The organism is Microbacterium sp. (assembly GCF_035556355.1).
Lineage (GTDB): Bacteria > Actinomycetota > Actinomycetes > Actinomycetales > Microbacteriaceae > Microbacterium.
On sequence record NZ_DATMFG010000026.1, the window covers coordinates 1 to 24,967 of the forward strand.

The window sequence follows — 24,967 nt, forward strand, 5'->3', positions numbered from 1 at the left end:
TCAGGGGATGATGGGCGGCGCCAAGGCCCACTACGACGGGATCAAGGCCTTCTCCGAGACCGACCTCACCGACGACCTCCGGGCCATCACCGTGCCGACGCTCGTGATGCACGGCGACGACGACCAGGTCGTGCCGATCGCAGACTCCGCCGAGCTCACCATCAGACTGCTGCAGAACGGCAAGCTCAAGGTCTATCCGGGCTACTCGCACGGCATGGCCACGACGCACGCCGACGTCATCAATGCCGATCTGCTCGAGTTCATCCGTTCGGAGAGCTGAGCACAGAGCGCGGTCATGACCCACCCCGAAGCGGATCGCGGCCTTCCGCGGGTGTTCATCTTCGGAATCACGGGAGGCGTCGGATCGCGGCTGGCCCGCACGCTGCGCCTCCGCGGCGACGCGGTGTCGGGCCTGGTGCGCGGAGAAGCCCAGGCCCGACACCTGCGATCGGACGGCGTCGAGGCGGTCCTCGGCGATCTGACGGAGACCAGCCCGCATGCGCTCGCCCGCCACATGCGGGACGGCGACGCCACCGTGTTCACCACAGGAGCGGGATCATGCGATTCGTCCTCGTCTCCGCTCTCCCCGCCAGCATCCGCTCATATTGAGAACACACACGCCACATCAGAAGAAGGGACGAACGGGAATGCTCACGGAACAGACGGACCGGTCTTCGATGATCGAAGCGATCGTCACGCGTCGAGGAGGGTCGATCGACTCGCCCGACAGCCTCGTCGACGCTCAGGTCGCCGCACCCGGAGCGCCGACGGGTCATGACCTTCTCGTCGAGGTCAAGGCCGTGTCGGTCAATCCGGTCGACGTGAAGATCCGAGCCGCCGGTCCGCGCGGCGGAGAACGGATCCTCGGATGGGACGCGGCGGGAACCGTCCTGCGGGTGGGGGAGGAGGTGACGATGTTCCGCCCGGGCGACGACGTCTACTACGCCGGCAGCCTCGATCGGCCGGGTTCGTACACGCGTCGCCAGCTGGTCGACGAGCGCATCGTCGCTCGGAAGCCGGCGAGCCTGAGCTTCGCCGAGGCGGCAGCGCTTCCGCTGACGGCGATCACCGCGTGGGAGGCCCTCTTCGACAAGTTGCGGCTGAACGCGGAGTCGACCGGCGCGATCCTGGTCATCGGCGCCCCTGGCGGCGTCGGTTCGATCCTCATCCAGCTCGTGAAGACGCTCACCTCGGTGCGGGTGCTGGCGACGGCGTCGCGCCCGGAGTCGAAGGAATGGGTCGAGAAGCTGGGAGCGGATGTCGTGCTCGACCACCGCGATCCGGATCTGGCCGGCCAGATCCTGGCGGCGGTGCCGGGCGGGGTCGACTACGTGTTCACCGCGAACAGCCGTGGACGCATCCCTCTGCTCACGAGAGTCGTGCGTCCGTTCGGCCAGATCGTGGCGATCGATGACGAACGCGACCTCGACTTCTACGCCCTCAAGGACAAGGCGATCTCGTGGCACTGGGAGTTCATGTTCGCCCGGCCGCGGCACGGCTGGGGTCTCATCGCCCAACATGACCTCCTCGAGCGGTTGGCGCAGCTCGTCGATTCGGGCCGCATCCGCACCACGCTCACGCGCAGCCTGTCGCCGATCAACGCCGCCAACCTGCGCGAGGCCCACCGCATGGTGGAGTCCGGTGGAGCGGTGGGCAAGATCGTCGCGGAGGGATGGGAGTGACGAGGCGCGTCGTCATTCCGGATGCGACGACGCCCGGAACGCGTCCAGGGTGAGTTCCGCGTAGCGGCGCGCCGCAGCGTCGCGCTGGTCGCGCGGCAGGGCGGACAGGCCGCGCACGGCGAGAAGGGCGAGGACAAGGTCGGATGCCGTCAGGTCGCGTCGCAGGGTTCCTCTCGCCTGCGCCCGACCGGCGAGCTCCATCAACTGGGCGAGCAGCCGGCGCCGGTGCGCGGCGAACCAGTCGCGGTCGGGAACCGTCGCCATGAAGGCCTCGACGAATCCCCGGTTCGCGAGGTTGTGGACGACCAGCCCGGTGACGGCCTGGGTGAAACCGCGGACGGGGTCCGGATCGGCGAGGCCGTCCGCGACGATGCGCTCGCACGCGCGCACGTTCTCGTCGAATACCGCCTCGATGAGATCCTGCTTCGTCGGGAAGTGGCGATACAGCGTCGCGGGCCCGACTCCGGCGGCGCGTGCGACGGCGCGCATGGTCACATCGAGGCTCTGCGTCGTCAGCAGCGATCTCGCCGCGGCGAGGATCCGCCGGCGGTTGTCCTGCGCATCGCTGCGACGCTTCTGAGCCATCTTCCCCTCGTTGTCTCTCGTTTCGGCGAAACGGACGCCGGCGTCCATTACCGTAGCGCGGGCCGCGACACGCGTCGCGCCGAACGAGAGGAGTCATCATGAGGGCGATCCGCATCGACCGCTTCGGCGCTCCGGACGGTCTCCAGCTCGCGGATGTGCCGACGCCGTCTCCGTCCGCGGGCGAGGTTCTCGTCCGCGTCGAGGCGGCGGGTGTCGGTGGTGTCGACGCGGCGATCCGTCGCGGCACGCTGGGTACGGGATTCCCGCGGGGCATGATCCCCGGCGGCGAGGTCGCCGGAACCGTCGTCGAGGTGGGGGAGGACCTGTCGCGTCGATGGATCGGCACGCGGGTGTGGGCGCATACCGGAACGAGCGGCGGGTACGCGGAGTACGCCACCGCCGCGGTCGCCGATCTCACCCGGCTTCCGGGCGACCTCCGGGCGGAGGACGCGGTCACCGTGGGGAGCGCCGCCACCGTCGCCCACTTCGCTCTGGTGCACGCCCGCTTCGCGCCGGGTGAGTCGGTCCTCGTGCGCGGCGCTGCGGGAAGCATCGGCATCGCGACTGTCGAACACGCCGCGCGACGGGGCGCCTCATCGATCGCCGTCACCACGAGCTCGCCGGAGCGCGGGCGAAGGCTCATGGAGTTGGGGGCGACGGATGTCCTCGACCGGGATGGACGGTCGCCGACGGGCGAACAGCGTGAGTACGACGTCATCATCGACATCGTGGGCGGCGCGAGGGTGCCTGACTTCATCGATCGACTGGCCTCGAACGGCCGCCTCGTCCTCGTCGGCGCAGTGGCCGGCTTCCCGCCGCCGACATTCGGGATGAAGCTCATGGAGGGCTTCCAGCGGTCGCGGACGGTCGCGGCGTTCAGTCTGGCATCCGTTCCGGCCGCCGCCCGCGACGTCGCACGGGCAGAGCAGTTCGAAGCCGCCGTGCGCGGACAGTTGCACCCGGTCATCCACGCGACGCTGCCGCTCGGAGCGGCGGCGCAGGCACACGAGGAGATGGATGCCGGTTCGGTCTTCGGCCGGATCGTCCTGACTCCCTGATCCGGGATGCGGGCGGTTGCGCGACGAGGGCGAGGATCGGTGGTTGGAATATCCGGATAACGACCCTATTCTGATAACGCTCTGATTCCGTGGTCGAAGGAGCACCGTGACCCCGGCCCAGCGTCGAAGCGGGATCCGCGACCCCCACGCTCGCGGCGAGCGCCTCCTGATCACCGCACGCGTTCGCTCGGATAGACCGGCCGGATGTGTCGTGCGAAGTAGCGGCCCGCGCTGTCGGCCGACATGATTCCCCGGTGCACAGAGGGCGGGACGGCGTAGTAGCGGTACACGTCTCCCGACGTGAAGGCGATCTCGAGCACCGCCGTCGAGGGGTCGTAGCCGACGGCGGCGATGACGCTCGACTCCACGGGCACGTGCTTCATCGTCCAGACGATAAGCACGGCTCGGCGCCGATATCGTGGTGCCATGCCGCTCGCCGACCGCATCCGCTCAGGGCTACAGGCCGTCGCGGACCCCGAACGAGCCGCGGGACAGCAGGCGTACATGAAGTCGGCGATGCCCTTCTACGGCGTGCCTGTGCCCGAGGTGCGCCGCGTCGCCCGCGCGGCCGCGAAGGGCGAGGCCGACCCCGACGTTCTGCTCGAGTCGGCGCTCGAGCTGTGGAACGGGGCCACGCGTCGAGAGGAGCGCTACGCGGCGCTCGCGCTGCTCGGTCTGCGGCCGCTGCGTGCGGATCCGCGGCTCATCCCGCTCATCGAGCACATGGTGCGGACGGGGCGGTGGTGGGACTACACCGACGAGCTCGCGCACCGCGTCGCCGAGGCGCATGACGCGCGACCCGCCGAGACGGCCGAGCTCGTCCGGAGATGGAGCGTCGACGACGACTTCTGGATGCGCCGCATCGCGATCCTGTCGCAGCTCGGCCGGCGGGACCGCGTCGACCGCGACCTTCTCGCAGCGGTCATCGAGCCGAACACGGCCGATCGGGAGTTCTTCGTACGCAAGGCCATCGGTTGGGCGCTGCGCGAGTACGCACGCGTGGATCCGGAATGGGTCCGTCGCTTCGTGGCCCAGCACGAGCTCAGCCCGCTGTCGGTTCGGGAGGCGCTCAAACACCTCTGAACCCGGCGCGCGGGATCGCGCCGACGGCGCACCCCTGCCAGACTGCGACCCATGTCGCCGACACTGCTCGTGATCGCCGCGGTCCTCCTGGCGGCCCTCGGCGTGCTCCATTCGATCCTCGGCGAGCGACTCATCATCCGCAGCCTGGTCCGCCGTGACGACCTGCCGCCCGTGCTGGGCGGCCAGGCGTACACCGCCGGGGTCATCCGGCTCGCGTGGCACTTCACCTCGATGCTCGCGATCGGTCTCGCCGCCGTGCTGGCGGTGATCGCGTCCGGGTCGGACTGGCGCGCCATCGTGATCGCGATCGGCGTCACGTGTCTCGCGTGCGCTGTGCTGCCGGTGATCTCCACGCGGGGCCGCCACGTGTCGTGGGCCGTCTTCCTCGCCGCTGGCGTGCTGTGCCTCGCGGCCGCGATCATCGGGTGACGGCGGTGCGCGGCATCCGGGTCAGCGGTCGAGCTCGGCGAGCATGCGCGGGAAGACGTCGACGTACGCGTCCTTCCCGACGAACAGGTCCGTGTAGCGGTAGCCGGGAATGATGTGCAGCGCGTTGCGCCCTGGGTTGTGGCGTTCGAGGTGGTCGAGCGTCGCCTTCTGGGACTCGGGCAGGAACGCGCGGCTCTCTTCGCCCGCGAAAAGCGCGAACCGCGCGTCGGTCTTCGGCGGCGAGTCGGCGAAGCGGCGGGGGAGACCGTTCGTCGCGTGCACCGCGACGACCTGCCCCGCGCGTTCGGACGCCGCGAGCTGGGCGTAGAAGCTGAAGGGGATCTTGCCGAACTCCGTGCGCAGCCAGTCGTGCGTCGCACCCGTCAGATTCTCGTGCTTCCACAGCGCCGGATGCCCCGACCCCAGCGCGAAGCTCGCCATGTTGCACCCGGGATTGCGGCACTCGGTGTGCCACAGGCGCACCACGTTGCGGGTGAGCAGGGCCACTCCGCGTTCGGGTCCGTCGCCCCATGCGACGTCGATGTACGGCGTGCGGTGGTGGAGGACGCGCCGCAGCACGTGCAGCTTCGCCTTCGTGGCGCGAGGCAGGACCGGATGCAGCGACGCCCCGCTCGCGACGACGACGTCGACCTCGGGGACGAGTCCCGCGACGGCGGCCATGCTCGATGCGACCGCGCCCTGGCAGTGCGCGATGATCTTCACCGAGTCGGCACCCGTGCGCGCCACGACTTCGCGAACGGCGGACGGGATGTCGTGGCCGGCGACGTCGTCGAGCGTCCAGGGGAGCGGGTCGAGGTCGAGCGACCCTCGCCAGTTGAGCATCCACACGTCCCAGCCGGCGGCGACGAGCTCGTCGACGATCGAGCGCACGCCGGGCGGACGGAACATCTCCGCGCGCATGCCCGCTCCGTGGACGAGGAGCACGGCCCCGTTGGTCGGCTCGCCCTCGCCGCGCACGTGGATGAGCGTGAGCGGCGTTCCGTCGTCGGCGTCGAAGAAGTGCACCTCGTTGCGGTGGCGCACCGCCGGCGTCACGATCCTCGGCGCGGTCACGTGATCACCTCCTCAGAACGTCGCGTGCGGGCATCGGCGCTCGAGTCGTCGAGGTGCCGCTCGGGCGAGGCATCGACGGGCGCGCGGCGCGCGGGGGACAGGTACGCGTCCATCACGGACTTCATGAAAAAGCCGCCGAACCGTGCGATCGACCCGACCGAGCCCGAACCGGCCGCGCGGAAGGTCGTGATCTGCCGCACGAAGTCGAGGGGCAGGATGCGCAGCACCCCGGCGCCGATGACCTCGTCGGTCTCTCCGGGCGGGATGTGCCCCTGCATGAGCGTCACGTAGAGCGTCGACGTGTCGCGCCACACGTCGAAACCGGGATCGTCGCGCACGGTCTTGAAGCCGTACATCGTGAGCGGCGCCCCCGACAGGTCGTTGAACCACAGGCGGTACTGCATCTCGCGCGTGCCCTCTTCGTCGCCGGCGACGAACAGGTTCGCCCAGCCGCGCTTCACGGGGAGCTCTCCGCCGAGCACGTCGCACCGCACGAATCCTTCCGCCGTCGCCGTGTGATCGGGCTCGTTCGCGAACGTCGCGACGTCGGGCGCCGTGATCGTGAGCTGGAACATGAACCGGTGGGTGAGCTGCCTCCCGACGCGGTATCCCGTGACCGGGTCGGTTTCGCCGAGCGTCAGGTACCCCTTCATCTTCTCGGTGAACTCCATGCCCGCGCCTTCGGCGGGATCGGGAAAGGCGGGAACGGAGCCCGGGGCCGCCGCTGCGCGCGGCGCGCGGCGGCGCTTCGGCCGGGGCTTCTCGAGCGCACGTTCGACGGCCCGGTCCGCCATCGCCGCGATCGTGAGCGAGGGGTTGGGCCCCACCGGCCCCGGCACGGCCGAGCCGTCGACGACGAAGAGGTTCGGATGCCCGAACGACTCGTTCCAACTGTCGACGACGCCTTCGTGCACATGTCGGCCCATGGGCGCGCCGCCGAGCGGATGCACCGTCACGACGCGCTTCGTCCACCACAGCGGATTGTCGCGGAAGCGGCCGTCGAGCTTCTCGGTGATGTCGCGCATCGTCTGGCGCATCGCCTCGAAGTACGCGGCGCTCGTCGCGGTCGTCCAGTCGACGTCGAGCTCGCCGTCGCGCAGCGTGATCCTTCCGTCGGGCGTGTCTCGGCCCATGCCGAGCAGGGGGAGGGACGTCGCCGTGAGCCGGCCCTCGCCGATGAGCTTGGCGATCTCGGCCGAGATCGTCGACTCGTTCTTCCTGGCCATGCGGTGCGCCATGATCTTGGACACGACGTTGGCGGCGCGCTTGACCGACGATGTCACCTGCGCGGCCTCGATGAGCCAGTTCGCGAAGTCGGGGAAGCCGGCCTCCTGCACGTAGTAGCCGCGCCCCGCGCCCTCTTCGTCGACGCCGTCGGGGCGGCGGATGGCGGTCGTGATGACCGGACCGCGGTTCGGGTCGATGACCCGGAGCTGCCCGCCGGGCCGCGTCGTGGTCCCACCCACGCAGAAGGTGAGCAGGTCGCCGTTGCCGCTGAACCGCATGCCGACCGCGCGGCCGAGCGCCGGGAGGTTCACGCGATTGCGCAGCAGGAGCGACGTCGTGCCGAACGTGCCGGCACCGAGGAAGAGCTGCCCGCACCGGATGACGCGCTCGGTGCGCTCGTAATGGCCCGTCTCGTCCGGCTCGGCGGCGTACTGCCGGTAGCGCACCTCGTACCCTCCGTCGGAGAGCGGCGCGACGCTGTAGACCTCGGAGAGGGTGCGGATGTCGGCACCGAGGTGCGCGGCAGCCGAGAGGTACGTATGGTCGAGGGTGTTCTTGGAGCCTTCGTTGCAGCCCAGATCGCACTCGCCGCACAGGCGGCACGTGAGGCGCGTGACGCCGTGGATGTTGCCGTACGGGGCCTCGTCGACGATCTGCTTCTGCCCGGCCCGTTCACCCGGACGCGGAGCGAACGAGATCGCCAACGGCGGCGAGAACGCCTCGAGCCCCAGCGCCTCGGCCGCCTCGCGCAGCGCCTTCGCCTTCGGCAGGTCGGGGTACGGATTCGGGCTCGGGGTCAGCATCTCCTCGACGGCGTCGTAGTGCCGGTCGAGGTCGGCGCGTCCGATCGGCCAGTTCTCGTAGCCGCCTCCCGGAAGCGGCGAGTCGTGCACGAACCAGCGCTCGTCCTTGCGCAGGAGGACGTTCGCGTAGATGAGGGAGCCGCCCCCGAGACCCGCCGACACGATGGACTCGAGCTTGCGGAACGACCGGATGTCGAAGAGCCCGAGCAGCTCGTCCTTGGGCTCCCAGAAGTTGCGGCTCATCTCGTACGGCGTGCGCGCGAACGTGCCCGGGGCGTACGCGCGGCCGCGTTCGAGCAGGACGACCGAGCGGTCGGCTTCGGCGAGGCGGAACGCGGAGACCGAGCCGCCGAAGCCCGACCCCACGACGACGGCGTCGGCGTACTCGACCGCGGCGGCCACGTCAGTGCTCCCCGGCGGCGGCGGACGGCGAGAGCGTCCGTGGGCGGATGGCGGACATCGTCGGTACCTCCCGGGTGGGTCGACAGCTCACGGCGGGCTGCAGGCCGGCGACCCCGCCGTCGAGCGGCGCCATCTCCCCAGTCATCGGCCCACTGCTCCTCACCGTAGTGAGCGGAGGTCTCCGCCTGCAATGTATTCAGAGCCCGCGTTGCGGCTCTTGATACAGGGGCGGATGCCGTGGCATCCGTCACGCCGCAGATGGTGATGGTCGCCGAACCCCCGCATCACTATGATTCGGGCAGGACGACTGGGGATTCCTCCACGAACGGAGCTTGCATTGAGCAAACCGTCACTCTTCGACCGCGCGCTCGGGAGCTTCTACGCGCGGATCAACAGCAAGACGCCGTGGCACCGGCTCCCGTTCCTGCTGGGGCTGTTCAACCTCGTCGCCCTGCGCGACCAGCTTCGCGAGGAGAACCTCCACGACACGCGCACTCCCGGCCGGGGAAGACTCACCCCGGGCGTCACGCTCGCGACCGCGCCCGAGGCGGAGCGGCGCTTCCGCTCGGCGGACGGCTCCTACAACGACCTCTCCGACCCCGACATGGGCAAAGCCGGCACGCGCTTCGCCCGGAACGTGCCGCTCGAGAAGGCATGGCCCGAAGAGGGTGACGCCCTCATGTCGCCGAGCCCGCGGCTCATCAGCCGCAAGCTCATGCGACGTGAGGAGTTCACACCCGCCACCTCGCTCAACCTCGTGGCCGCGTCGTGGATCCAGTTCCAGACGCACGACTGGTTCGCGCACACGCGCGAAGAGGACGAGCACCTCGAAGTGCCGATCGTGGAGGACGACGACCCGTGGTTCGAGCGGCCGATGCGCATCCCGCGCACGAAGGCCGACGACACGCGCGTCTCGGCCGACGCGAAGCTTCCGCCGACCTACATCAACAGCCAATCGCACTGGTGGGACGCGTCGGCGATCTACGGGTCGTCGAAGGAGCGCCGCGACCAGGTGCGCAGCGGCGTCGACGGCAAGCTCGTCCTCAAGGACGGGCACCTTCCGCTCGACCCCGCGACCGGCGTCGCGCTCACGGGCTTCAGCGAGAACTGGTGGGTCGGGCTCGGGATGCTCCATACGCTGTTCACGCTCGAGCACAACGCCGTGTGCGACGCACTGAAGAAGCACTATCCCGACATGACCGAGGATGAGCTGTTCGGCACCGCGCAGCTCGTCGTGTCGGCGCTCATCGCGAAGATCCACACGGTCGAGTGGACGCCCGCGATCATCGCGCACCCCGTGATGAAGGTCGCGATGCGCGCGAACTGGTGGGGCCTGGCGGGCGAGCGCATCCACCGACGGTTCGGGCGCATCAGCAGGAGCGAGGTGATCAGCGGCATCCCGGGGTCGGAGGCGGACCACCACGGCGCGCCGTACCAGCTCACCGAGGAGTTCGCGGCCGTCTACCGCCTGCATCCGCTGCTGCCCGACCGTCTCGATGTGCGCGCCCTCGCCGACGACAGTCTCCTCGACACGATGGAGTTCCAGGAGATCGTCCTGCTCAACGCGCACCGCGTGCTTACGGAGGGTGTGCGCACCGACGACCTCTGGTACTCCTTCGGCATCCAGCATCCGGGCGCCGTGCAGCTGCACAACTTCCCGAGCTGGATGCAGGACATCACACTGCCCGACGGCGTGCGCCTCGATCTGGCCGCCCTCGACATCGCGCGCGACCGCGAACGCGGCGTTCCGCGGTACTGCGAGTTCCGGCGCCTGCTGCACCTCAAAGCCCCCGAGACCTTCGAGGAGCTCACCGACAACCCGCAATGGGCGCAGGAGCTGCGCGAACTGTACGACGGCGACATCGAGCGCGTCGACCTGCAGGTGGGCATGCACGCCGAGACTCCGCCGAAGGGATTCGGGTTCAGTGACACGGCCTTCCGCGTGTTCATCCTCATGGCGAGCCGCCGGCTCAAGAGCGACCGGTTCATCACCGATTGCTTCACCGAGGAGTACTACACGAAGGTCGGCCTGAAGTGGATCGCCGACAACACGATGAAGACGGTCCTGCTGAGGCACTACCCGGGCCTCGCTCCCGCGCTCGACGGCGTCGAGAACGCGTTCGTGCCGTGGAAGACGGTGTCCGCGACGGCTGCGGCCGGTCCCGCGGCATCGAAAGCCGCGCGAGACGGGGAGTCGGCATCATCCGTCGCCGCGTGACACCGCGGCATCCGCGCACGACCCGACGTCCGCGTCCTGAGGAGAGTTGACATGAGGCCAGAGAAACCGCTGCCGCCCGGACGGTTCGGCCTGCCGTGGGTGGGGGAGTCGCTCTCCATCGTGCGCAGCAACCACGGCTTCTACACCGACCGATTCGCGAAGTACGGGCCCGTGTTCAAGACGCGGCTGTTCGGCATCGACTTCGTCGTGTTCTCGGGCCACGAAGCGTTCCACGCCTTCGCGACCGATTCGCGCATCGAGCGCGGCGGCGCAGACCCGATCTCCGTGGAGCAGCTCTTCCTCAACTCGCTCGCACTCCTCGACGGGTCGGACCACCGTCTCCGCAAGGCGGTCATGCTGCGCGCTGTCGGCTTCCGATCGGCGATCGAGGCCTACCTGCCCCGCATGCAGGCGCTCATGGAGTCGATGGTCGACGGGTGGGTGCGGCGGGGCCATGAGACCGTGTTGCCAGAGCTGCAGATGTTCGCGGCTCGTCTGGCCGGCGCGCTCTACACGGGCGACGAGAGCGAAGAGGCGGCCCAGGAGCTCAATCGGGTCGTCGCCGACATGCGGGGCGGCTTCCAGACGATCCCGTTCCCCATCCCCGGTACGCCGTACGCGCGCGCGATCCGGGCACGCAACCGGCTCATCCAGATCGTCGACGACGCGGTCGCCCGCCATCAGACCTCGGACGGCTACGACGACATCGTCTCGCGCATGCTCGTGGCGGCGTCCGAGTCGGGGGTGGACGCGGAGGAGCTCAAGGGCGATATCCGCCACCTCGTCTTCGCGAGCCAGGGCGGCTACTTCGTGCCGCTCACGCTCCTCACGATGGCGCTCGGCCAGCATCCGGAGATCGTCGAGAAGGCTCGCGCCGAGATCGACCGGATCGCGCCGTCGGGCCGGCTCACGATGGACCAGATCGACGAGCTGGAGTACCTCGAGCAGATCACGAAGGAGGTGCGCCGCTACTTCGCGATGAACTCGGCGACTTTCTTCGGGCGCGTCAAGAAGCCCATGGAGGTCGCCGGGTACCGCATCCCGGCCGGATGGGGCGCGATTGGCGCGATCCACATCAACATGCGCAACGAGGACGTGTTCGAAGATCCTGACCGCTTCGACCCCGATCGCTTCGAGGCGGATGCCGAAGCCGCCCTGCCTCCCGGAAGCTACGTGCCGCACGGCGGCGGCCTCGCGACCCACCACCGCTGCCCGGGCGAGAACATCGTCACTGTCGCGATGAAGATGTATCTCGTGCTGCTGCTGCGCCGAGCCACGTGGACTCTTCCGCCGCAGGACCTCGAGCTCACGAACGAGCTTTTCCCGCTGCCTGAGAGCGGTCTCGTCGTGACCTTCCACGCGCACGCGCCTGTGAGCGCGACGGCCTGAGGGGGCGGATGCCATGCCCAAGCTCTTCCGGCTCGCGAGCGTCATGATGTCGGGGCTGCGTCAGCCCGTCGACCGCACGCCCACCGAGGTCGATCTCGACTTCGAGGACGTGACGTTCCCCTCGACGGACGGCGTGACCCTGCGCGGGTGGTTCATCCCCGCCGGGTCCGACCGCGCGCCGACGGTCGTGTGGGTGCACGGCTGGCCGTGGAACCGCCTCGGGAACGTCGCAGGGCGCGTGCCGTGGCCCGACCGCAGCGTCGACCACCTGCCTGCGACGAGGGCGCTGCACGACGCGGGGTTCCACGTGCTGATGTTCGACCTCGCGAGCCACGGCGAGAGCGGCGAACGGCTGCCGCTCACGTACGGCATGCGCGAGAAGCGCGACTACATCGGCGCCGTCCGCTACCTGCGCACGCGTGCGGACGTCGACCCCGAGCGCATCGGCGCGATCGGCATGTCGGCAGGCGGCAGCACGGTGCTGTACGGCACCGCCGAATGCCAGCCGATCCGGGCGCTGGTCGCGATCCAGCCCACGAAGGTGTCGATCTTCAGCCGCAACATGGCACGCAGCGAGGCGGGGCCGCTCGGGCCCGCGTTCGCCCGCATGCTCGACGTCGTCTACTGGTTCCGCCGCGCGCCGGTGCCCAGCAGCCACGACCCGTCCGTTCCGGCGGCGGGTCTCGGCGACACCGTCGTGCAGTACGTGCAGGGCACCGGCGATCAATGGGGCGAGATGTCCGACGTCGAGCACATGTCCGCCGTGACACCCAACTCGGCCGGCGTCATCGCCTATCCGTCTCAGGAGCGGTACAGCGGCTACCAGTACATCAACACGCACACGAAGGACCTGGTCGACTTCTTCGCGAAGCATTTGTGATCAGGGGCGGATGCCGCGGCATCCGCCCCCGTCGAAGATCCGACCGCGCTCAGCCGTGCCAGAGCGCGTCGTGCGCCGCCTGGCGCGTGTACTGCGCGGGATCGAAGAACCGGTCGTAGTACTCGAGCTCGAGGTGCGAGAACTGCAGCCACATGCCGGGCGTGTAGAAGGCGTCGACGTGCGCGGGGAAGCGCCCGTACGTGTCCCAGATGTAATTGCAGATCTCCTTCGTGTAGGCGATCTCGTTGGGGCCGAACCTCGACCCCGCCTCGAGGAACGCCCGCGCGTCGTCGCGGTTGCGGTACGAGCGTGAGAAGACGTCCTCATTGCCGTACGCGGCGCCGCCGGCAGCGTACTTCGCCTCGATGACGCGATCGACCGCTTCGTCCATCGACGAGACGTAAGGCGGCGTGAGCCCCTCCAGGATGCCGTCGATCCCGCTCGGGTTGGGCTGCGACGCCGGCACGGGCGGCCACGTGCGGTGCTTCTTGGGCTCCTGCATCCGGAAACCCAGGCCGTGCCAGCCCTTCGCGTCGTCCTGCTGCCAGATGTACGGCGGGAAGACGGCGCCGTGGATCCAGCCGCCGAGCCCCATCGCCTGCCCGAGCAGCATGAGGTTCTGGAAGTAGAAGTGCGCCTCGTAGTCGGTGCGCATCGTGTGGGCGAAGCCGAGCGGCGCCTGGCTGTCGGCGCTCACGTATCCGCTGCGCACGCGGTCGAGACCTCCGATCGGCTGGTAGGGGATCTTCGGCGTGATGCCGAGACCGCCGCCGATCTTCGCGATCCATTCCACGATGTTCTTCGGGTGGAACGTGCGCCAGTCGTCGAGGAACAGCGGGCGCATGCCACCGGGTTCGGTGAGCAGGATGAGGATCGCGTTGATGTACTGCCACGTGCAGTCGACCACGGGGAAGAAGACCGTCGTGCCGGCGACGTTCGAGGCCTGGTTGTTCCAGCCGAGGTAGTACGGCCATTCGCGCGGGAACTCCAGGCGGCGATCCGACACGCGCACGATGCACTCGTCGGCGGCCGCGATCCAGTCCGCCTCGGTCCAGTCGCCCCACTTCGGCGGCAGGTCGCGCATGAGCTCGAGCGCCCGCTGTCCCGAAGGCGCGCGGAGCAGGAAGATGCCGTCGTCGTTGATCATGAAGAAGTGCGTGGCCTGCGCGTTGTCGGCGCTCGAACCCGTGCGGGCCATGATGTTCAGGAACGGCGTGCCCAGCTCGGGCAGGCCGTTCGTCTCGACGAGCGGGCCGTCGTGGGTCGTGACGCCTGTGATGCCCGTGACGCACGTCACGAGGATCGCCTCTTCGAGCTTGCTCAGCGGTGCCGGATCGTTGTGGCTCTCATGGCTGAGGGGTCCCGCGTTGACCGAGAAACCGCGAGGGATGCGCCTCGTGCGCCGCTCGGTGAGGGCTGACAGGAACGGGTACTGCGCGAGATCCGCGAGGGCCGGATGCGCGTGCGCACCGCCTGTCGCCGCATCCGTTCGTTCGTCGACGCTTCCGCTCATGGCATCTCCTCGGTCGATCGGTAAGTCAGTTGTGGCGGTCGAGCTGCTCGGTCACCAGCGGGTAGACATCGCGCGCGGCGTCCTTGCCGATGAAGCAGTCCATGTGGGCGTATCCGGGCACGACGTGACGGGAGTAGAGCTCGGGACCGTTCTGCTCGCGCAGCCACTCGTACGTGAGTGCGCTGCCCTCCGGCCGGAACAGGCGGTTCTCCTCCCCGTGCAGGAACGCGATCGGCACCCGCATGTTGTGCGCCCCGTCGAGGTAGTCGTGCTCGCCGTCCATGCTCACGGCGTGGTTCGCGCGGAGGATGCGCGTGATGTGCCGCAGCGTCGTCATGTTCGCGACGCCGAACGCCTCGTCGATATGGTCGTGCGTGGCCTCGTTGAGGTTGTCGTGCTCGTAGACCTCGCCGTACATGAACATCACGCGACGGCAGAACGGCCGGTCGCACGGCTCGTCTCCGGCGGGGTAGAGCGCGAGCGCCTTGTCGTACAGGCGCTCGATGAACGACGGATCGTCGTCGATCTCGGTCGTGAGCGTGTCGACGCCGAGCGCCTTGATGAGGTCGCCCGCGTAGATGCCGGCGCGCAGCTCGTTCAGCGTGCCCGCGCGCGGATGCAGCGTGAGCTGCGATGCGACGGCGGAGCGCACACCCTCCAGCCCGTCGCTCAGCGCCATGAGCATCGTGAGCGACCCGACGCAGTGCGCGACGATCTGCACGTCGTCGGCGCCCGTCGCCTCGCGCACGGTCGCGACCGCGGCGGGATAGTCGTAGCGGGCGATGTCGTCGAGCGTGAACTGCGTCGAGCCCGACGGCAGCGCGGGGCTCGCGCGGTAGTCGAACACCCACACGTCGTACCCGTGCTCGTGGAGATGCTCCGGGAGGTTCGTGTCGGTCGTGTCGATCGTGAACGCGAGCGCCGACGTGCCGAAGCCGGGGGAGAGGAGCACGGGACCCTTGGGGCCGCCGTTGAAGCGCGTGAGGCGCAGACCGACCCCGTCCTCGGTCGTGAACTCGTGGATCTCGGGCTCGCCGCAGCGCAGCGGCCGTCGCGGTCGCTCCGCCGTCGTGATCGCGCCGTCATCGGTCTGCGTCATCGAACCCCCCGAGTTCCGCGGTGCGCTCCCCGCCGCGCCATGGGCCCCAGCGCGCGCGGCGACGATTCAGCATATTGCCGAGGAGGCGCGGAGGGAACGGCTGATACCTGCGCGACCGGTAGCCTTGATGCCGAGCCACTTCTGGAGAGTTCCCTTGACTGACGTCGCCATCCCGTCGGACGCTTCATACCCCGCCGACGGATTCGCCCTCTTCCCCGACCGCTCCGTCATCGCCCTGCGCGTGAACGGCGAGCTGAGAGACCTCGCCACGACGGTCGAAGAGACGGATGCCGTCGAGCCGGTCACGATCGACAGCCCGGACGGCCTCGACATCCTGCGCCACTCCACGGCGCACGTGCTCGCGCAGGCCGTGCAGCGCATCAACCCGCAGGCGAACCTCGGCATCGGTCCGCCGATCCAAGACGGGTTCTACTACGACTTCGGGGTCGCCGAGCCGTTCACGCCCGAAGATCTCAAGGCCATCGAGAAGGAGATGCAGCGCATCATCCGCGAGGGCCAGCGTTTCGTGCGCCGGGTCGTCACCGACGAGGAGGCGCGCGACGAGCTCGTCGACGAGCCGTTCAAGCTGGAGCTCATCGGTTTGAAGTCCGGCGGAGCCGAGAAGACCGAGGGCGCCTCGGTCGAGGTCGGTGCGGGCGAGCTCACGATCTACGACAACGTCGACCGCGACGGGCAGACCGTGTGGAAGGACCTGTGCCGCGGCCCGCACCTGCCGAACACACGGCTCATCGGCAACGGCTGGGCGCTCCAGCGCGTCGCTGGCGCGTACTGGCGGGGGAGCGAGAAGAACCCCCAGCTGCAGCGGATCTACGGCACGGCATGGCCGACCAAGGACGAGCTGCGCGCGTACCAGGCGCGCCTCGAAGAGGCCGCGAAGCGCGACCACCGCCGTCTCGGCAAGGACCTCGACCTGTTCTCGTTCCCCGACGAGATCGGCTCGGGCCTGTCTGTGTGGCACCCCAAGGGCGGCATCATCCGCCAGGAGATGGAGCAGCACGCCCTCAAGCGCCACCGTGAGGGCGGCTACACCTACGTCTACACGCCGCACATCACCAAGAAGGACCTCTTCATCGAGTCGAATCACCTCGTCACGTACAAGGAGGGCATGTTCCCGCCCATCCATCTCGACGAGGAGCGCGACGAGAGCGGCGAGGTGACCAAGCCGGGCGTCGATTACTACCTCAAGCCGATGAACTGCCCGATGCACATCCTGATCTACCGCGAGCGCGCTCGCAGTTACCGGGATCTGCCGATGCGGCTGTACGAGAACGGCACCGTCTACCGGTACGAGCTCTCCGGAGCCCTGCACGGCCTGACGCGCGTGCGCGGCTTCACGCAGGACGACTCCCACCTGTTCGTGACCCCCGAGCAGCTCGAGCCCGAGGCGTCCCGCGTGCTCGACTTCGTCCTCTCGATGCTGCGCGACTTCGGGCTCACCGAGTTCGAGCTCGAGCTGTCGCTGCGCGACGACGAGAAGGACAAGTGGATCGGCGACGAAGAGCACTGGGCGATGGCCAGCGACGCGCTGCGGCGCGTGGCCCGGGCATCCGGTCTCAAGCTCACCGAGGTCCCCGGCGAGGCCGCGTTCTACGGGCCGAAGATCGACCTGAAGACCAAGGATGCGATCGGCCGCACGTGGCAGCTGTCGACCGTGCAGATCGACTTCAACCTGCCGGAGCGCTTCCACCTCGAGTACACGGGTCCGGACGGCGAGAAGCACCGCCCGGTCATGATCCACCGCGCGCTGTTCGGCTCGGCGGAGCGCTTCTTCGCGATCCTGCTCGAGCACTACGCGGGCGCGTTCCCGGTATGGCTGTCGCCCGTTCAGGTCGTCGGCATCCCGGTCGCCGAGGAGTATGCGGATTACCTGGCCGACGTCGTCGACCGCCTCAAGGACCAGGGCGTGAGGGCCGAGCTCGACGACGGTGACGACCGCATGCAGAAGAAGATCCGCAACCACACGACGCAGAAGGTGCCGATCATGCTCATCGCGGGTGAGCAGGACCGCGCCGCGGGGGCCGTGTCGTTCCGCTTCCGCGACGGCTCGCAGCTCAACGGCATCCCGGTCGACGAGGCCGTGCGCCGCATCCGCGCCGCGGTCGACACGAAGGCGCTCGTGAACACAGCAGAGGACCTCGCGTGAGCGAAGAGGCGGTCCCTGAGCCTGTCGAAGGGCCGGTCGACGGTTCGACGGGCTCACCGACCGGTGGCGGTGCGGTTCCTGAGCCTGTCGAAGGGCCGGTCGACGGTTCGACGGGCTCACCGACCGGCGGGGGTGCGGTCCCTGAGCCTGTCGAAGGGCGTGTCGACGGTTCGACGGGCTCACCGACCGGTGGGGGTGCGGTCCCTGAGCGTGTCGAAGGGCGTGTCGACGGTTCGACGGGCTCACCGGCCGGCGGGGGTGTGGTCCCTGAGCGTGTCGAAGGGCGTGTCGACGGTTCGACGGGCTCACCGACCGGCGGGGGTGTGGTCCCTGAGCGTGTCGAAGGGCCGGTCGACGGTTCGACGGGCTCACCGACCGGTGGGGGTGCGGTCCCTGAGCCTGTCGAAGGGCCTGCGGCCGAGCTGATCGACGGTCCCGACGCGAAGCTCATCGACGCGGCGCACCTGCCGGGCGTGCCCGACGAATTCCAGCGGCTGTGGACACCCCACCGCATGGCGTACATCACGGCGGGGCCCGAGCCGCTGCGGCACACGTGCCCGTTCTGCGCGGCGCCGACGATGACCGACGAGGAGGGGCTCATCGTCGTGCGCGGACGCACCGCCTACGCGCTGCTGAACCTCTTCCCGTACAACTCAGGCCACCTGCTGGTGTGTCCGTACCGCCACATCGCGACGTATGACGAAGCCACGGACGAAGAGGTCGCCGAGATCGGTCTGCTGACACAGCAGGGCATGCGCGTACTGCGCAAGGTCTCGAACTGCGACGGGTTCAACATCGGCATGAACCAGGGGCGCGTCGCCGGTGCGGGCGTCGACGAGCACCTGCACCAGCACATCGTGCCGCGGTGGGCGACCGACGCGAACTTCTTCCCGATCATCGCGAAGACGAAGGCGCTGCCGCAGCTGCTCGGCGAGGTGCGCAAAGCGGTCGCCGACGCGTGGCCGGAGCATCCCGTCGCCGACTGACTCGGCCCTCCGGGCTGCGGGTCAGCGGACCTGACGCACCTCGAACTGCAGACGCGGGTGCGCGTAGAACTCCTGCGCCTCGACGAGCTGCAACTCGCGCTCCCCGGACTCGTGCGTGAGCGAGAGCAGGTCGAATACGCTGGAGGTCGTACGGGCAAGAGCCACGCCGGCGTCACCCGTCTCGCGGTAGTGCGCCGTGAAGAGTGCCGCCGTCACGTCACCGGAGCCGTTCGCCTTCATCGGCAGGAGCGGCGTCTGCACGATCCACGCCCCGGCGTCGTCGACCGCGAGCATCTCGATCGTGCCCTCCTCGCGGTCGGGGCGCTCGACGCTCGTCACGAGCACCGTGCGCGGCCCGGTCTCGCGGACGAGGTCGACAGACGCGAGCGTCGACTCGAGCGTGTCGGGCTCGGTGCGCGTGAGATAGCCCAGCTCGAACTGATTCGGCGTGACGATGTCGGCGGCGGGCACCACGCGGTCGCGCAGCAGATCGGGGATGGCGGGCGCCACGAAGCATCCGGATTTCGCGTTCCCCATCACCGGATCGCACGCGTACACGGCGTTCGGGTTCGCAGCCTTCACGCGTGCGACGGCGTCGAGGATGACGTCCGCGATGCCCTCACCGCCCTGGTAGCCCGACAGCACGACGTCGATCTCGGGGAACACGCCGCGGTCCTCGACGCCTGCGAGCACCTCGCGCACGTCGGCGGGATCGATGAGCGGCCCGCGCCACACGCCGTAGCCCGTGTGGTTGGAGAAGTTCACGGTGTACACCGGGAGCACCTCGACGCCGATGCGCTGCAGCGGGAACACCGCCGCGGAGTTGCCCACGTGACCGTATGCGACGGCGGACTGGATCGAGAGGATCTTCACCGGTCGATCTTCGCATCTCACGGGGAGACCCGCTCCGCCGCGACGCGCACCGCCGCCGCGACGTCGGCGGCGAGCTGCTCCGCGTCGGCGTCGTCGAGGTCGTGCACGGTGAGCCGCAGTCGCATCGACGGCTCTCCGTCGGCGTCGAGCACGAAGTCGTCGCCGATGCGGGCGAGCCAGCCCCGCCGCATGAGCTGCTCGGCGACCGGCCGCGCGGGCACCGGCACGCGCACCCACAGGTTGAGGCCGTCGCCCGGTGCGGCCGGCACGCCGTGCGCGGTGAGCCGCTCGGCGAACGCGGCGTTGCGCCGCGCGTAGTGTCGGCCTGCCCGCTCGATCTCTTCGATCACGTCGGCGTCGGTGACGAGTGCGTGGACGAGCCGCTGCAGCAGGTGGCTCACCCACGTCGTGCCCGGCGTGAGCCGCATCGCCAGACGGTCCGCCGTGTGCGGGTCGGACGCGGTCACGGCGAGGCACATGTCCGGTCCGAGGAACTTCGACACCGACCGGATGAGCGCCCACCGGCGATGCTCGGGCCCGATGAGCGAGTGGTACGGGCGCTGGGACAGCATCGAGAAGTGGTCGTCTTCGATCACGAGCACATACGGATGCTCCGCCAGAAGCCCCCGCAGCTCGGCCGCGCGACGCGCCGACAGGCTCGCGCCGGTGGGGTTCTGCGCCCGCGGCGTGCACACGACCGCGCGCACGCCCTCGGCGAGGGCCGCCCGCAGCCCGTCCACGGTCATGCCCTCGTCGTCGACGGGTACGGGCACGGGCCGGTAGCCGCCGAGCCGCACGGTGTGGATGCTCGCGAGGAAGCACGGGTCTTCGAGGGCGACGCCGTCGTCGCGGGTCAGCGCCTGCGCGAGCAGCCGCTCGACGGCGTCCGCCGCGCCGCTGGTGATCGTGATGCGCATGGAGTCCGCGGCCGGCACGTCGCCCATCCACTCGCGCGCCCACGACTCGAGGTCGGGGTCGATGACGGGCTCGCCGTAGAGGACGGGGCGGCCGGCCATCCGGGCGAGGGCGCGGGTCGGGTCGGGGATGAGATCGGGATCCGGATTGCCCGTTCCCACGTCGCGCAACACGCTGTCGGGCGCGAATCCCTCCTGCGGAACGGGGGAGCGCTCGGCGACGTGCGTCCCGCCGCGACCGCGCGTGACCAGCAGGCCGCCCTGCGCGAGCTGCCGGTACGCCGCCACGACCGTGTTGCGGTTCACGCCCAGCTGCTCGGCGAGACTGCGGACGGGTGGAAGCGGGTCTCCGGCGCGCAGCGATCCGCGCTCGATGAGGCCGCGCAGGCTCAGCGCGATCTCGGAGGCCGAGCTTCCGTCGATGTCGAGAGTCACAGTCACCGTCCGTCCTTGCCGCGTCGGATGCCGCGTCCGCAATGCTATCGTTTGGCCTAGGCCAATGTGGGATTTGTCCAGGGCCGAACGGCAGCATCCGAACGAAGGGATCTCCTGTGACCACCGCCGAACTGGGGACCGCGCGCGTCAAGCGCGGTCTGGCAGAGATGCTGAAGGGCGGCGTCATCATGGACGTCGTCACCGCCGACCAGGCGAAGATCGCCGAAGACGCGGGAGCCGTCGCCGTCATGGCGCTCGAGCGCGTCCCGGCCGACATCCGCGCCCAGGGCGGCGTCGCGCGCATGAGCGACCCCGACCTCATCGACGAGATCATCGCGTCGGTGTCGATCCCCGTCATGGCGAAGGCGCGCATCGGCCACTTCGTCGAGGCGCAGGTGCTGCAGGAGCTCGGCGTCGACTACATCGACGAGTCCGAGGTGCTCTCGCCGGCCGACTACGTCAACCACATCGACAAGTGGACCTTCACCGTCCCGTTCGTGTGCGGTGCGACCAACCTCGGCGAGGCGCTGCGCCGCATCAACGAGGGCGCCGCGATGATCCGCTCGAAGGGCGAGGCCGGCACGGGCGACGTGTCCGAGGCGACCAAGCACATCCGCAAGATCACGAGCGAGATCAACCATCTGCGCTCGATGACGAAGGACGAGCTGTACGTCGCCGCGAAGGAGCTGCAGGCGCCCTACGAGCTCGTCGCCGAGGTCGCCGAGACCGGCAAGCTGCCGGTCGTCCTTTTCGTCGCCGGCGGCGTCGCGACCCCCGCGGATGCCGCGATGATGATGCAGCTCGGTGCGGACGGCGTCTTCGTCGGATCGGGCATCTTCAAGTCGGGCAACCCCGCCGAGCGCGCCGCCGCGATCGTGAAGGCGACCACGTTCCACGACGACCCGAAGGTCATCGCCGACGTGTCGCGCGGACTCGGGGAGGCGATGGTGGGCATCAACGTGGCGGACCTGCCCGCGCCGCACCGGCTCGCCGAGCGTGGCTGGTGACCCGAGACCCCGGGTAGGGGTCCTCGCCCTCCAGGGCGACGTGCGCGAGCACGTGCGGGCGCTGACGTCGCTCGGCGCCGACGTCGACCTCGTGCGTCGGCCTGCCGAGCTCGAGCGCGTCGACGGCCTTGTGATCCCCGGGGGCGAGTCGAGCGTGATCGACAAGCTGTCGCGGGCGTTCGGCATGAAGCATCCGATCCGCGACGCGATCCGCTCGGGCCTGCCGGTGTACGGCACGTGCGCCGGCCTCATCATGCTCGCCGACCGGATCACCGACGGCATCGCGGGGCAGGAGACGTTCGGCGGCCTCGACGTGACGGTGAAGCGGAACGCATTCGGCAGTCAGGTCGACTCGTTCGAGACGGATCTCGAGGTGCCCGTCCTGGGTGAGCCGCCCGTGCACGCGGTCTTCATCCGCGCGCCGCTCGTCGAAGAGGTGGGACAGGGCGTCGAGCCGCTCGCGAGGCTCGACGACGACCGGGTCGTGGCGGTCCGCTCCGGCAACCTGCTCGGCACGTCCTTCCACCCCGAGGTGACGGGTGATCTGCGCTTCCACGGGCTCTTCCTCGACGCCGTGCGCGCCCGCGCCGGGCGGCACGGAGCGGATGTCCGCGCGGGTTAGATTTCTGCCATGACGATCAACGCGTGGTGGCGCGACAGTCCCGAGGAGCGCTACTGGATGATCGCCCCGTCGCGCGGGGTCGTGGGCGACGCGCTGATCGCCCCGAAGGCCGACGACGACCGTCGCTTCGAGTGGTCGCACGAGCTCGTCGCATGCACCGAGCCGGGCGACACGCTCTTCGTGTGGGATCGCACGCTCGCGGTGCCCGGCATCGGAGCGTGGGGGCGCATCCTCGGCCCGCTCGGCGAGGAGGACCGGATGCGTCGTGGGCGACTTCTGCCGCACTGGCGCATGCCCGTGAGCGACACCATGCGGCTCGCGTCTCCGATCTCGCTCGCGTCGCTGCGCCGGGTGGGCGGTGAGATCGTGGCGCTGCGCGACCGCCTCGAGGCGGAGGTCGAGGGCCCGGTCTACTTCCCGTTCATCGGCGCGCCCGACACGCTGGCGCCCGCGCCCGCGTACATCGCGAAGATGCCGCGCGACCTCGTGGCGCTGCTGTCGTCGCGCTTCGGATTCGAGTTCGCCCTGTAGCCTCTCGATGTGACCGTGTGGATCGCGCTCCTGCGCGGAGTCAACGTCGGCGGCATCACGATCCGCAGCGCGGACCTCGCCGACCTCTTCCGCTCCCTCGAGCTCGAGGGCGTGCGGACGGTGCTCGCGAGCGGCAACGTGCGCTTCGAGACGGGCGGCGGGGCATCCGCTCGCGCGAAGCTGAAGAGCCGGATCGAGAAGGCGCTGCGCGACCGGTTCGGCTACGACGCGTGGATCGTGCTCGTCACGGCGGACGAGCTGGCGAAGGCGATCGAACGGTTCCCGTTCGACGAAGAGGACTCGTCGCGACAGCCGTGGGTGATCTTCTGCTCCGACGGCGACGTCGCGAAGGAGCTGGCGGATGCCGCGGCATCCGTCGACGATCAGAAGGCCGACCCCACGGCTTTCGAGAAGGTCTCTCCGCACCTGTCGGTCGTGTACTGGAACCCCGTCAAGGGCACGACGACCGACACAGCCTTCGCGAAGGTGCTCGCGAAGGCGCGGTACAAGTCGACCACGACGAACCGCAATCTCCGCACGCTCGCCAAGCTCGTCGACTGACCCCGCGCGGGGGCGCGGCATCCGGGTCAACTAGAATCGATCGCATGTCCGGCCACTCCAAGTGGGCGACGACGAAGCACAAGAAGGCCGTCATCGACGCACGCCGTGCCAAGTCGTTCGCCAAGCTCATCAAGAACATCGAGGTCGCCGCGAAGCTCGGCGGTCCCGACCTCGCAGGCAACCCGACGCTGTACGACGCCGTGCAGAAGGCGAAGAAGACGTCGGTCCCCAACGACAACATCGATCGCGCGATCAAGCGTGGCGCGGGCATCTCGGGCGACGCGGTCGAGTATCAGAGCATCATGTACGAGGGCTACGGCCCGAGCGGTGTGGCGCTCATGATCGAGTGCCTCACCGACAACAAGAACCGTGCCGCCGCCGAGGTGCGCACGGCCCTCACGCGCAACGGCGGCTCGCTCGCCGACCCCGGCAGCGTCGCGTACAACTTCTCGCGCAAGGGCGTCATCGTCGTGTCGGGCGAGGGCACGACCGAAGACGACGTGATGGAGGCCGTCCTCGAGGCGGGCGCCGAAGAGGTCGAGCCGCACGCGCAGGGCTTCGAGGTGATCACCGAGGCATCCGACCTCGTCACCGTCCGCACCGCGCTGCAGGAAGCCGGCATCGACTACGAGTCGGCCGACGTCGAGTTCGTGCCGAACCTCAAGGTCGAGATCGACGCCGAGACGGCACGCAAGGTCTTCCGCCTCATCGACGCGCTCGAAGACAGCGACGACGTGCAGAACGTCTACAGCAACTTCGACCTGACGCCCGAGGTCCAGGCGGAGCTCGAAGAAGACGAGTGATCCGGCGCCGGGCGCGCCTGGCAGCCGTCGCCGAGCGGCGCGCATAGCGTAGGGGAGTGCCTTCATCCCTTCGCGTGCTCGGGGTCGACCCCGGCCTGACCCGGTGCGGGCTCGGCGTGGTCGACGTCATGCCCGACAGGTCCGCGACGCTCGTGCACGTCGGGGTCGTTCGATCCGATGCGGATGCGCCGATCGAGGCGCGTCTGGCCGTGATCGCGGCCGGCATCCGCGCCGTCATCCGCGACCATTCGCCGCACGTCGTGGCGGTCGAGCGCGTCTTCGCGCAGAGCAACCGGCACTCTGTCATGGGCACCGCGCAGGCGAGCGGCGTCGCGCTGCTCGCGGCCGCCGAGGCGGGGCTGGCGGCAGCGACCCATACGCCGAGCGAGGTGAAGGCGGCGATCACGGGATACGGCTCGGCCGACAAGCGGCAGGTGCAGACGATGGTCGCGCGCGTGCTGCGGCTGGACGAGCTGCCGAAGCCGGCGGATGCTGCGGACGCCCTCGCCCTCGCGCTGTGCCACGCGTGGCGGGGCTCGGCGCCGACCGCCGGGGGTTCGTCGCACCGGACCCTCACGCCCGCGCAGCGCGCATGGCGCCAGGCCGAGCGCGTGCGTCGATGACGAGCC

At 69.5% G+C, this 24,967-nt stretch carries 25 protein-coding genes; 17 read left to right on the plus strand and 8 right to left on the minus strand.

Going from position 1 to position 24,967, the window contains the following annotated elements:
* The 3 genes from VNR19_RS07935 to VNR19_RS07940 all read left to right on the plus strand — a co-directional run.
* Window positions 1-280 (plus strand): alpha/beta fold hydrolase (locus tag VNR19_RS07935; protein ID WP_325725594.1); only part of this gene is annotated, 280 nt, incomplete at its 5' end.
* A 15-nt stretch (window positions 281-295) separates the two neighbouring features.
* Complete coding sequence (locus tag VNR19_RS17295) at window positions 296-778, plus strand: NAD(P)H-binding protein (RefSeq protein WP_414684134.1); 483 nt, start codon at window positions 296-298, stop codon at window positions 776-778.
* Entirely contained in the window at window positions 678-1,682 is a 1,005-nt protein-coding gene (locus VNR19_RS07940; protein ID WP_325725595.1) for a zinc-binding alcohol dehydrogenase family protein, read from the plus strand. Before VNR19_RS17295 ends, VNR19_RS07940 begins: the two co-directional genes overlap by 101 nt.
* 12 nt (window positions 1,683-1,694) lie before the next feature.
* On the opposite strand, the gene VNR19_RS07945 is transcribed toward VNR19_RS07940, so the two are convergent.
* Window positions 1,695-2,267, minus strand: a complete 573-nt coding sequence (locus VNR19_RS07945; protein ID WP_325725597.1) for a TetR/AcrR family transcriptional regulator — start codon at window positions 2,265-2,267, stop codon at window positions 1,695-1,697.
* A gap of 98 nt (window positions 2,268-2,365) precedes the next feature.
* On the opposite strand from VNR19_RS07945, the gene VNR19_RS07950 reads away from it, so the two are divergent.
* The gene (locus VNR19_RS07950; RefSeq protein WP_325725599.1) at window positions 2,366-3,325 is read left to right on the plus strand and encodes a zinc-binding dehydrogenase; all 960 of its coding nucleotides are present in this window, start codon (window positions 2,366-2,368) and stop codon (window positions 3,323-3,325) included.
* Window positions 3,326-3,495: 170 nt separating this feature from the next.
* Here VNR19_RS07950 and VNR19_RS07955 read toward each other — a convergent pair whose 3' ends face one another.
* A complete protein-coding gene (locus VNR19_RS07955) occupies window positions 3,496-3,708 on the minus strand; it encodes a KTSC domain-containing protein (protein ID WP_325725601.1) in 213 nt (70 codons plus the stop codon).
* A gap of 43 nt (window positions 3,709-3,751) precedes the next feature.
* Here VNR19_RS07955 and VNR19_RS07960 point away from each other — a divergent pair, with 43 nt between their 5' ends.
* Together VNR19_RS07960 and VNR19_RS07965 are read left to right on the plus strand one after the other, a co-directional pair.
* Window positions 3,752-4,408, plus strand: a complete 657-nt coding sequence (locus VNR19_RS07960; protein WP_325725603.1) for a DNA alkylation repair protein — start codon at window positions 3,752-3,754, stop codon at window positions 4,406-4,408.
* 51 nt (window positions 4,409-4,459) lie between these two features.
* Complete coding sequence (locus VNR19_RS07965; RefSeq protein WP_325725606.1) at window positions 4,460-4,837, plus strand: hypothetical protein; 378 nt, start codon at window positions 4,460-4,462, stop codon at window positions 4,835-4,837.
* A 21-nt stretch (window positions 4,838-4,858) separates the two neighbouring features.
* Here VNR19_RS07965 and VNR19_RS07970 read toward each other — a convergent pair whose 3' ends face one another.
* Window positions 4,859-5,911: an alpha/beta hydrolase gene (locus VNR19_RS07970; RefSeq protein ID WP_325725608.1), complete on the minus strand. Its 1,053-nt coding sequence runs from the start codon at window positions 5,909-5,911 to the stop codon at window positions 4,859-4,861.
* The gene (locus VNR19_RS07975; protein ID WP_325725610.1) at window positions 5,908-8,343 is read right to left on the minus strand and encodes a GMC family oxidoreductase; all 2,436 of its coding nucleotides are present in this window, start codon (window positions 8,341-8,343) and stop codon (window positions 5,908-5,910) included. The genes VNR19_RS07970 and VNR19_RS07975 overlap by 4 nt, the downstream gene beginning before the upstream one ends.
* A gap of 337 nt (window positions 8,344-8,680) precedes the next feature.
* Between VNR19_RS07975 and VNR19_RS07980 the strand changes: the two genes are divergently transcribed.
* The 3 genes from VNR19_RS07980 to VNR19_RS07990 are packed head-to-tail and all read left to right on the plus strand — an operon-like array spanning window position 8,681 to window position 12,830.
* Entirely contained in the window at window positions 8,681-10,561 is a 1,881-nt protein-coding gene (locus VNR19_RS07980; protein WP_325725612.1) for a peroxidase family protein, read from the plus strand.
* 51 nt (window positions 10,562-10,612) lie between these two features.
* On the plus strand, window positions 10,613-11,950 hold the full coding sequence (locus VNR19_RS07985; protein ID WP_325725614.1) for a cytochrome P450: 1,338 nt from the start codon (window positions 10,613-10,615) through the stop codon (window positions 11,948-11,950).
* 13 nt (window positions 11,951-11,963) lie between these two features.
* A complete protein-coding gene (locus VNR19_RS07990) occupies window positions 11,964-12,830 on the plus strand; it encodes an alpha/beta hydrolase (RefSeq protein ID WP_325725616.1) in 867 nt (288 codons plus the stop codon).
* 49 nt (window positions 12,831-12,879) lie between these two features.
* On the opposite strand, the gene VNR19_RS07995 is transcribed toward VNR19_RS07990, so the two are convergent.
* Together VNR19_RS07995 and VNR19_RS08000 are read right to left on the minus strand one after the other, a co-directional pair.
* Window positions 12,880-14,343: a hypothetical protein gene (locus VNR19_RS07995; RefSeq protein WP_325725618.1), complete on the minus strand. Its 1,464-nt coding sequence runs from the start codon at window positions 14,341-14,343 to the stop codon at window positions 12,880-12,882.
* 25 nt (window positions 14,344-14,368) lie between these two features.
* A complete protein-coding gene (locus tag VNR19_RS08000) occupies window positions 14,369-15,442 on the minus strand; it encodes an alpha/beta fold hydrolase (protein ID WP_325725620.1) in 1,074 nt (357 codons plus the stop codon).
* 127 nt (window positions 15,443-15,569) lie between these two features.
* On the opposite strand from VNR19_RS08000, the gene thrS reads away from it, so the two are divergent.
* Window positions 15,570-17,606 carry a threonine--tRNA ligase gene (gene thrS, locus VNR19_RS08005; protein WP_414684135.1) on the plus strand — a complete coding sequence of 679 codons (2,037 nt, stop codon included), beginning with the start codon at window positions 15,570-15,572 and terminating at the stop codon, window positions 17,604-17,606.
* 422 nt (window positions 17,607-18,028) lie between these two features.
* The gene (locus VNR19_RS08010; RefSeq protein WP_325034423.1) at window positions 18,029-18,592 is read left to right on the plus strand and encodes an HIT family protein; all 564 of its coding nucleotides are present in this window, start codon (window positions 18,029-18,031) and stop codon (window positions 18,590-18,592) included.
* A 21-nt stretch (window positions 18,593-18,613) separates the two neighbouring features.
* Here the strand turns inward: VNR19_RS08010 and pdxY are convergent, their stop codons facing one another.
* Window positions 18,614-19,465 (minus strand): pyridoxal kinase PdxY, encoded by an 852-nt coding sequence (gene pdxY / locus VNR19_RS08015; protein WP_325725623.1) that lies wholly within the window; start codon window positions 19,463-19,465, stop codon window positions 18,614-18,616.
* Between the two features lie 17 nt (window positions 19,466-19,482).
* A complete protein-coding gene (locus VNR19_RS08020) occupies window positions 19,483-20,814 on the minus strand; it encodes an aminotransferase class I/II-fold pyridoxal phosphate-dependent enzyme (RefSeq protein ID WP_325725655.1) in 1,332 nt (443 codons plus the stop codon).
* Between the two features lie 116 nt (window positions 20,815-20,930).
* Between VNR19_RS08020 and pdxS the strand changes: the two genes are divergently transcribed.
* Genes pdxS through ruvC form a run of 6 tightly spaced genes read left to right on the plus strand, consistent with a single transcriptional unit; the run spans window position 20,931 to window position 24,961 of the window.
* Window positions 20,931-21,821 (plus strand): pyridoxal 5'-phosphate synthase lyase subunit PdxS, encoded by an 891-nt coding sequence (gene pdxS, locus VNR19_RS08025; RefSeq protein ID WP_325725625.1) that lies wholly within the window; start codon window positions 20,931-20,933, stop codon window positions 21,819-21,821.
* The gene (gene pdxT, locus VNR19_RS08030; RefSeq protein ID WP_325725627.1) at window positions 21,811-22,443 is read left to right on the plus strand and encodes a pyridoxal 5'-phosphate synthase glutaminase subunit PdxT; all 633 of its coding nucleotides are present in this window, start codon (window positions 21,811-21,813) and stop codon (window positions 22,441-22,443) included. The genes pdxS and pdxT overlap by 11 nt, the downstream gene beginning before the upstream one ends.
* Window positions 22,444-22,452: 9 nt before the next feature.
* A complete protein-coding gene (locus VNR19_RS08035) occupies window positions 22,453-22,974 on the plus strand; it encodes a hypothetical protein (RefSeq protein ID WP_325725629.1) in 522 nt (173 codons plus the stop codon).
* Between the two features lie 9 nt (window positions 22,975-22,983).
* On the plus strand, window positions 22,984-23,535 hold the full coding sequence (locus VNR19_RS08040) for a DUF1697 domain-containing protein (RefSeq protein WP_325725630.1): 552 nt from the start codon (window positions 22,984-22,986) through the stop codon (window positions 23,533-23,535).
* Window positions 23,536-23,579: 44 nt separating this feature from the next.
* Complete coding sequence (locus VNR19_RS08045; RefSeq protein ID WP_325725632.1) at window positions 23,580-24,338, plus strand: YebC/PmpR family DNA-binding transcriptional regulator; 759 nt, start codon at window positions 23,580-23,582, stop codon at window positions 24,336-24,338.
* 56 nt (window positions 24,339-24,394) lie between these two features.
* The gene (ruvC, locus tag VNR19_RS08050; RefSeq protein ID WP_325725634.1) at window positions 24,395-24,961 is read left to right on the plus strand and encodes a crossover junction endodeoxyribonuclease RuvC; all 567 of its coding nucleotides are present in this window, start codon (window positions 24,395-24,397) and stop codon (window positions 24,959-24,961) included.
* Window positions 24,962-24,967: the final 6 nt, after the last annotated feature.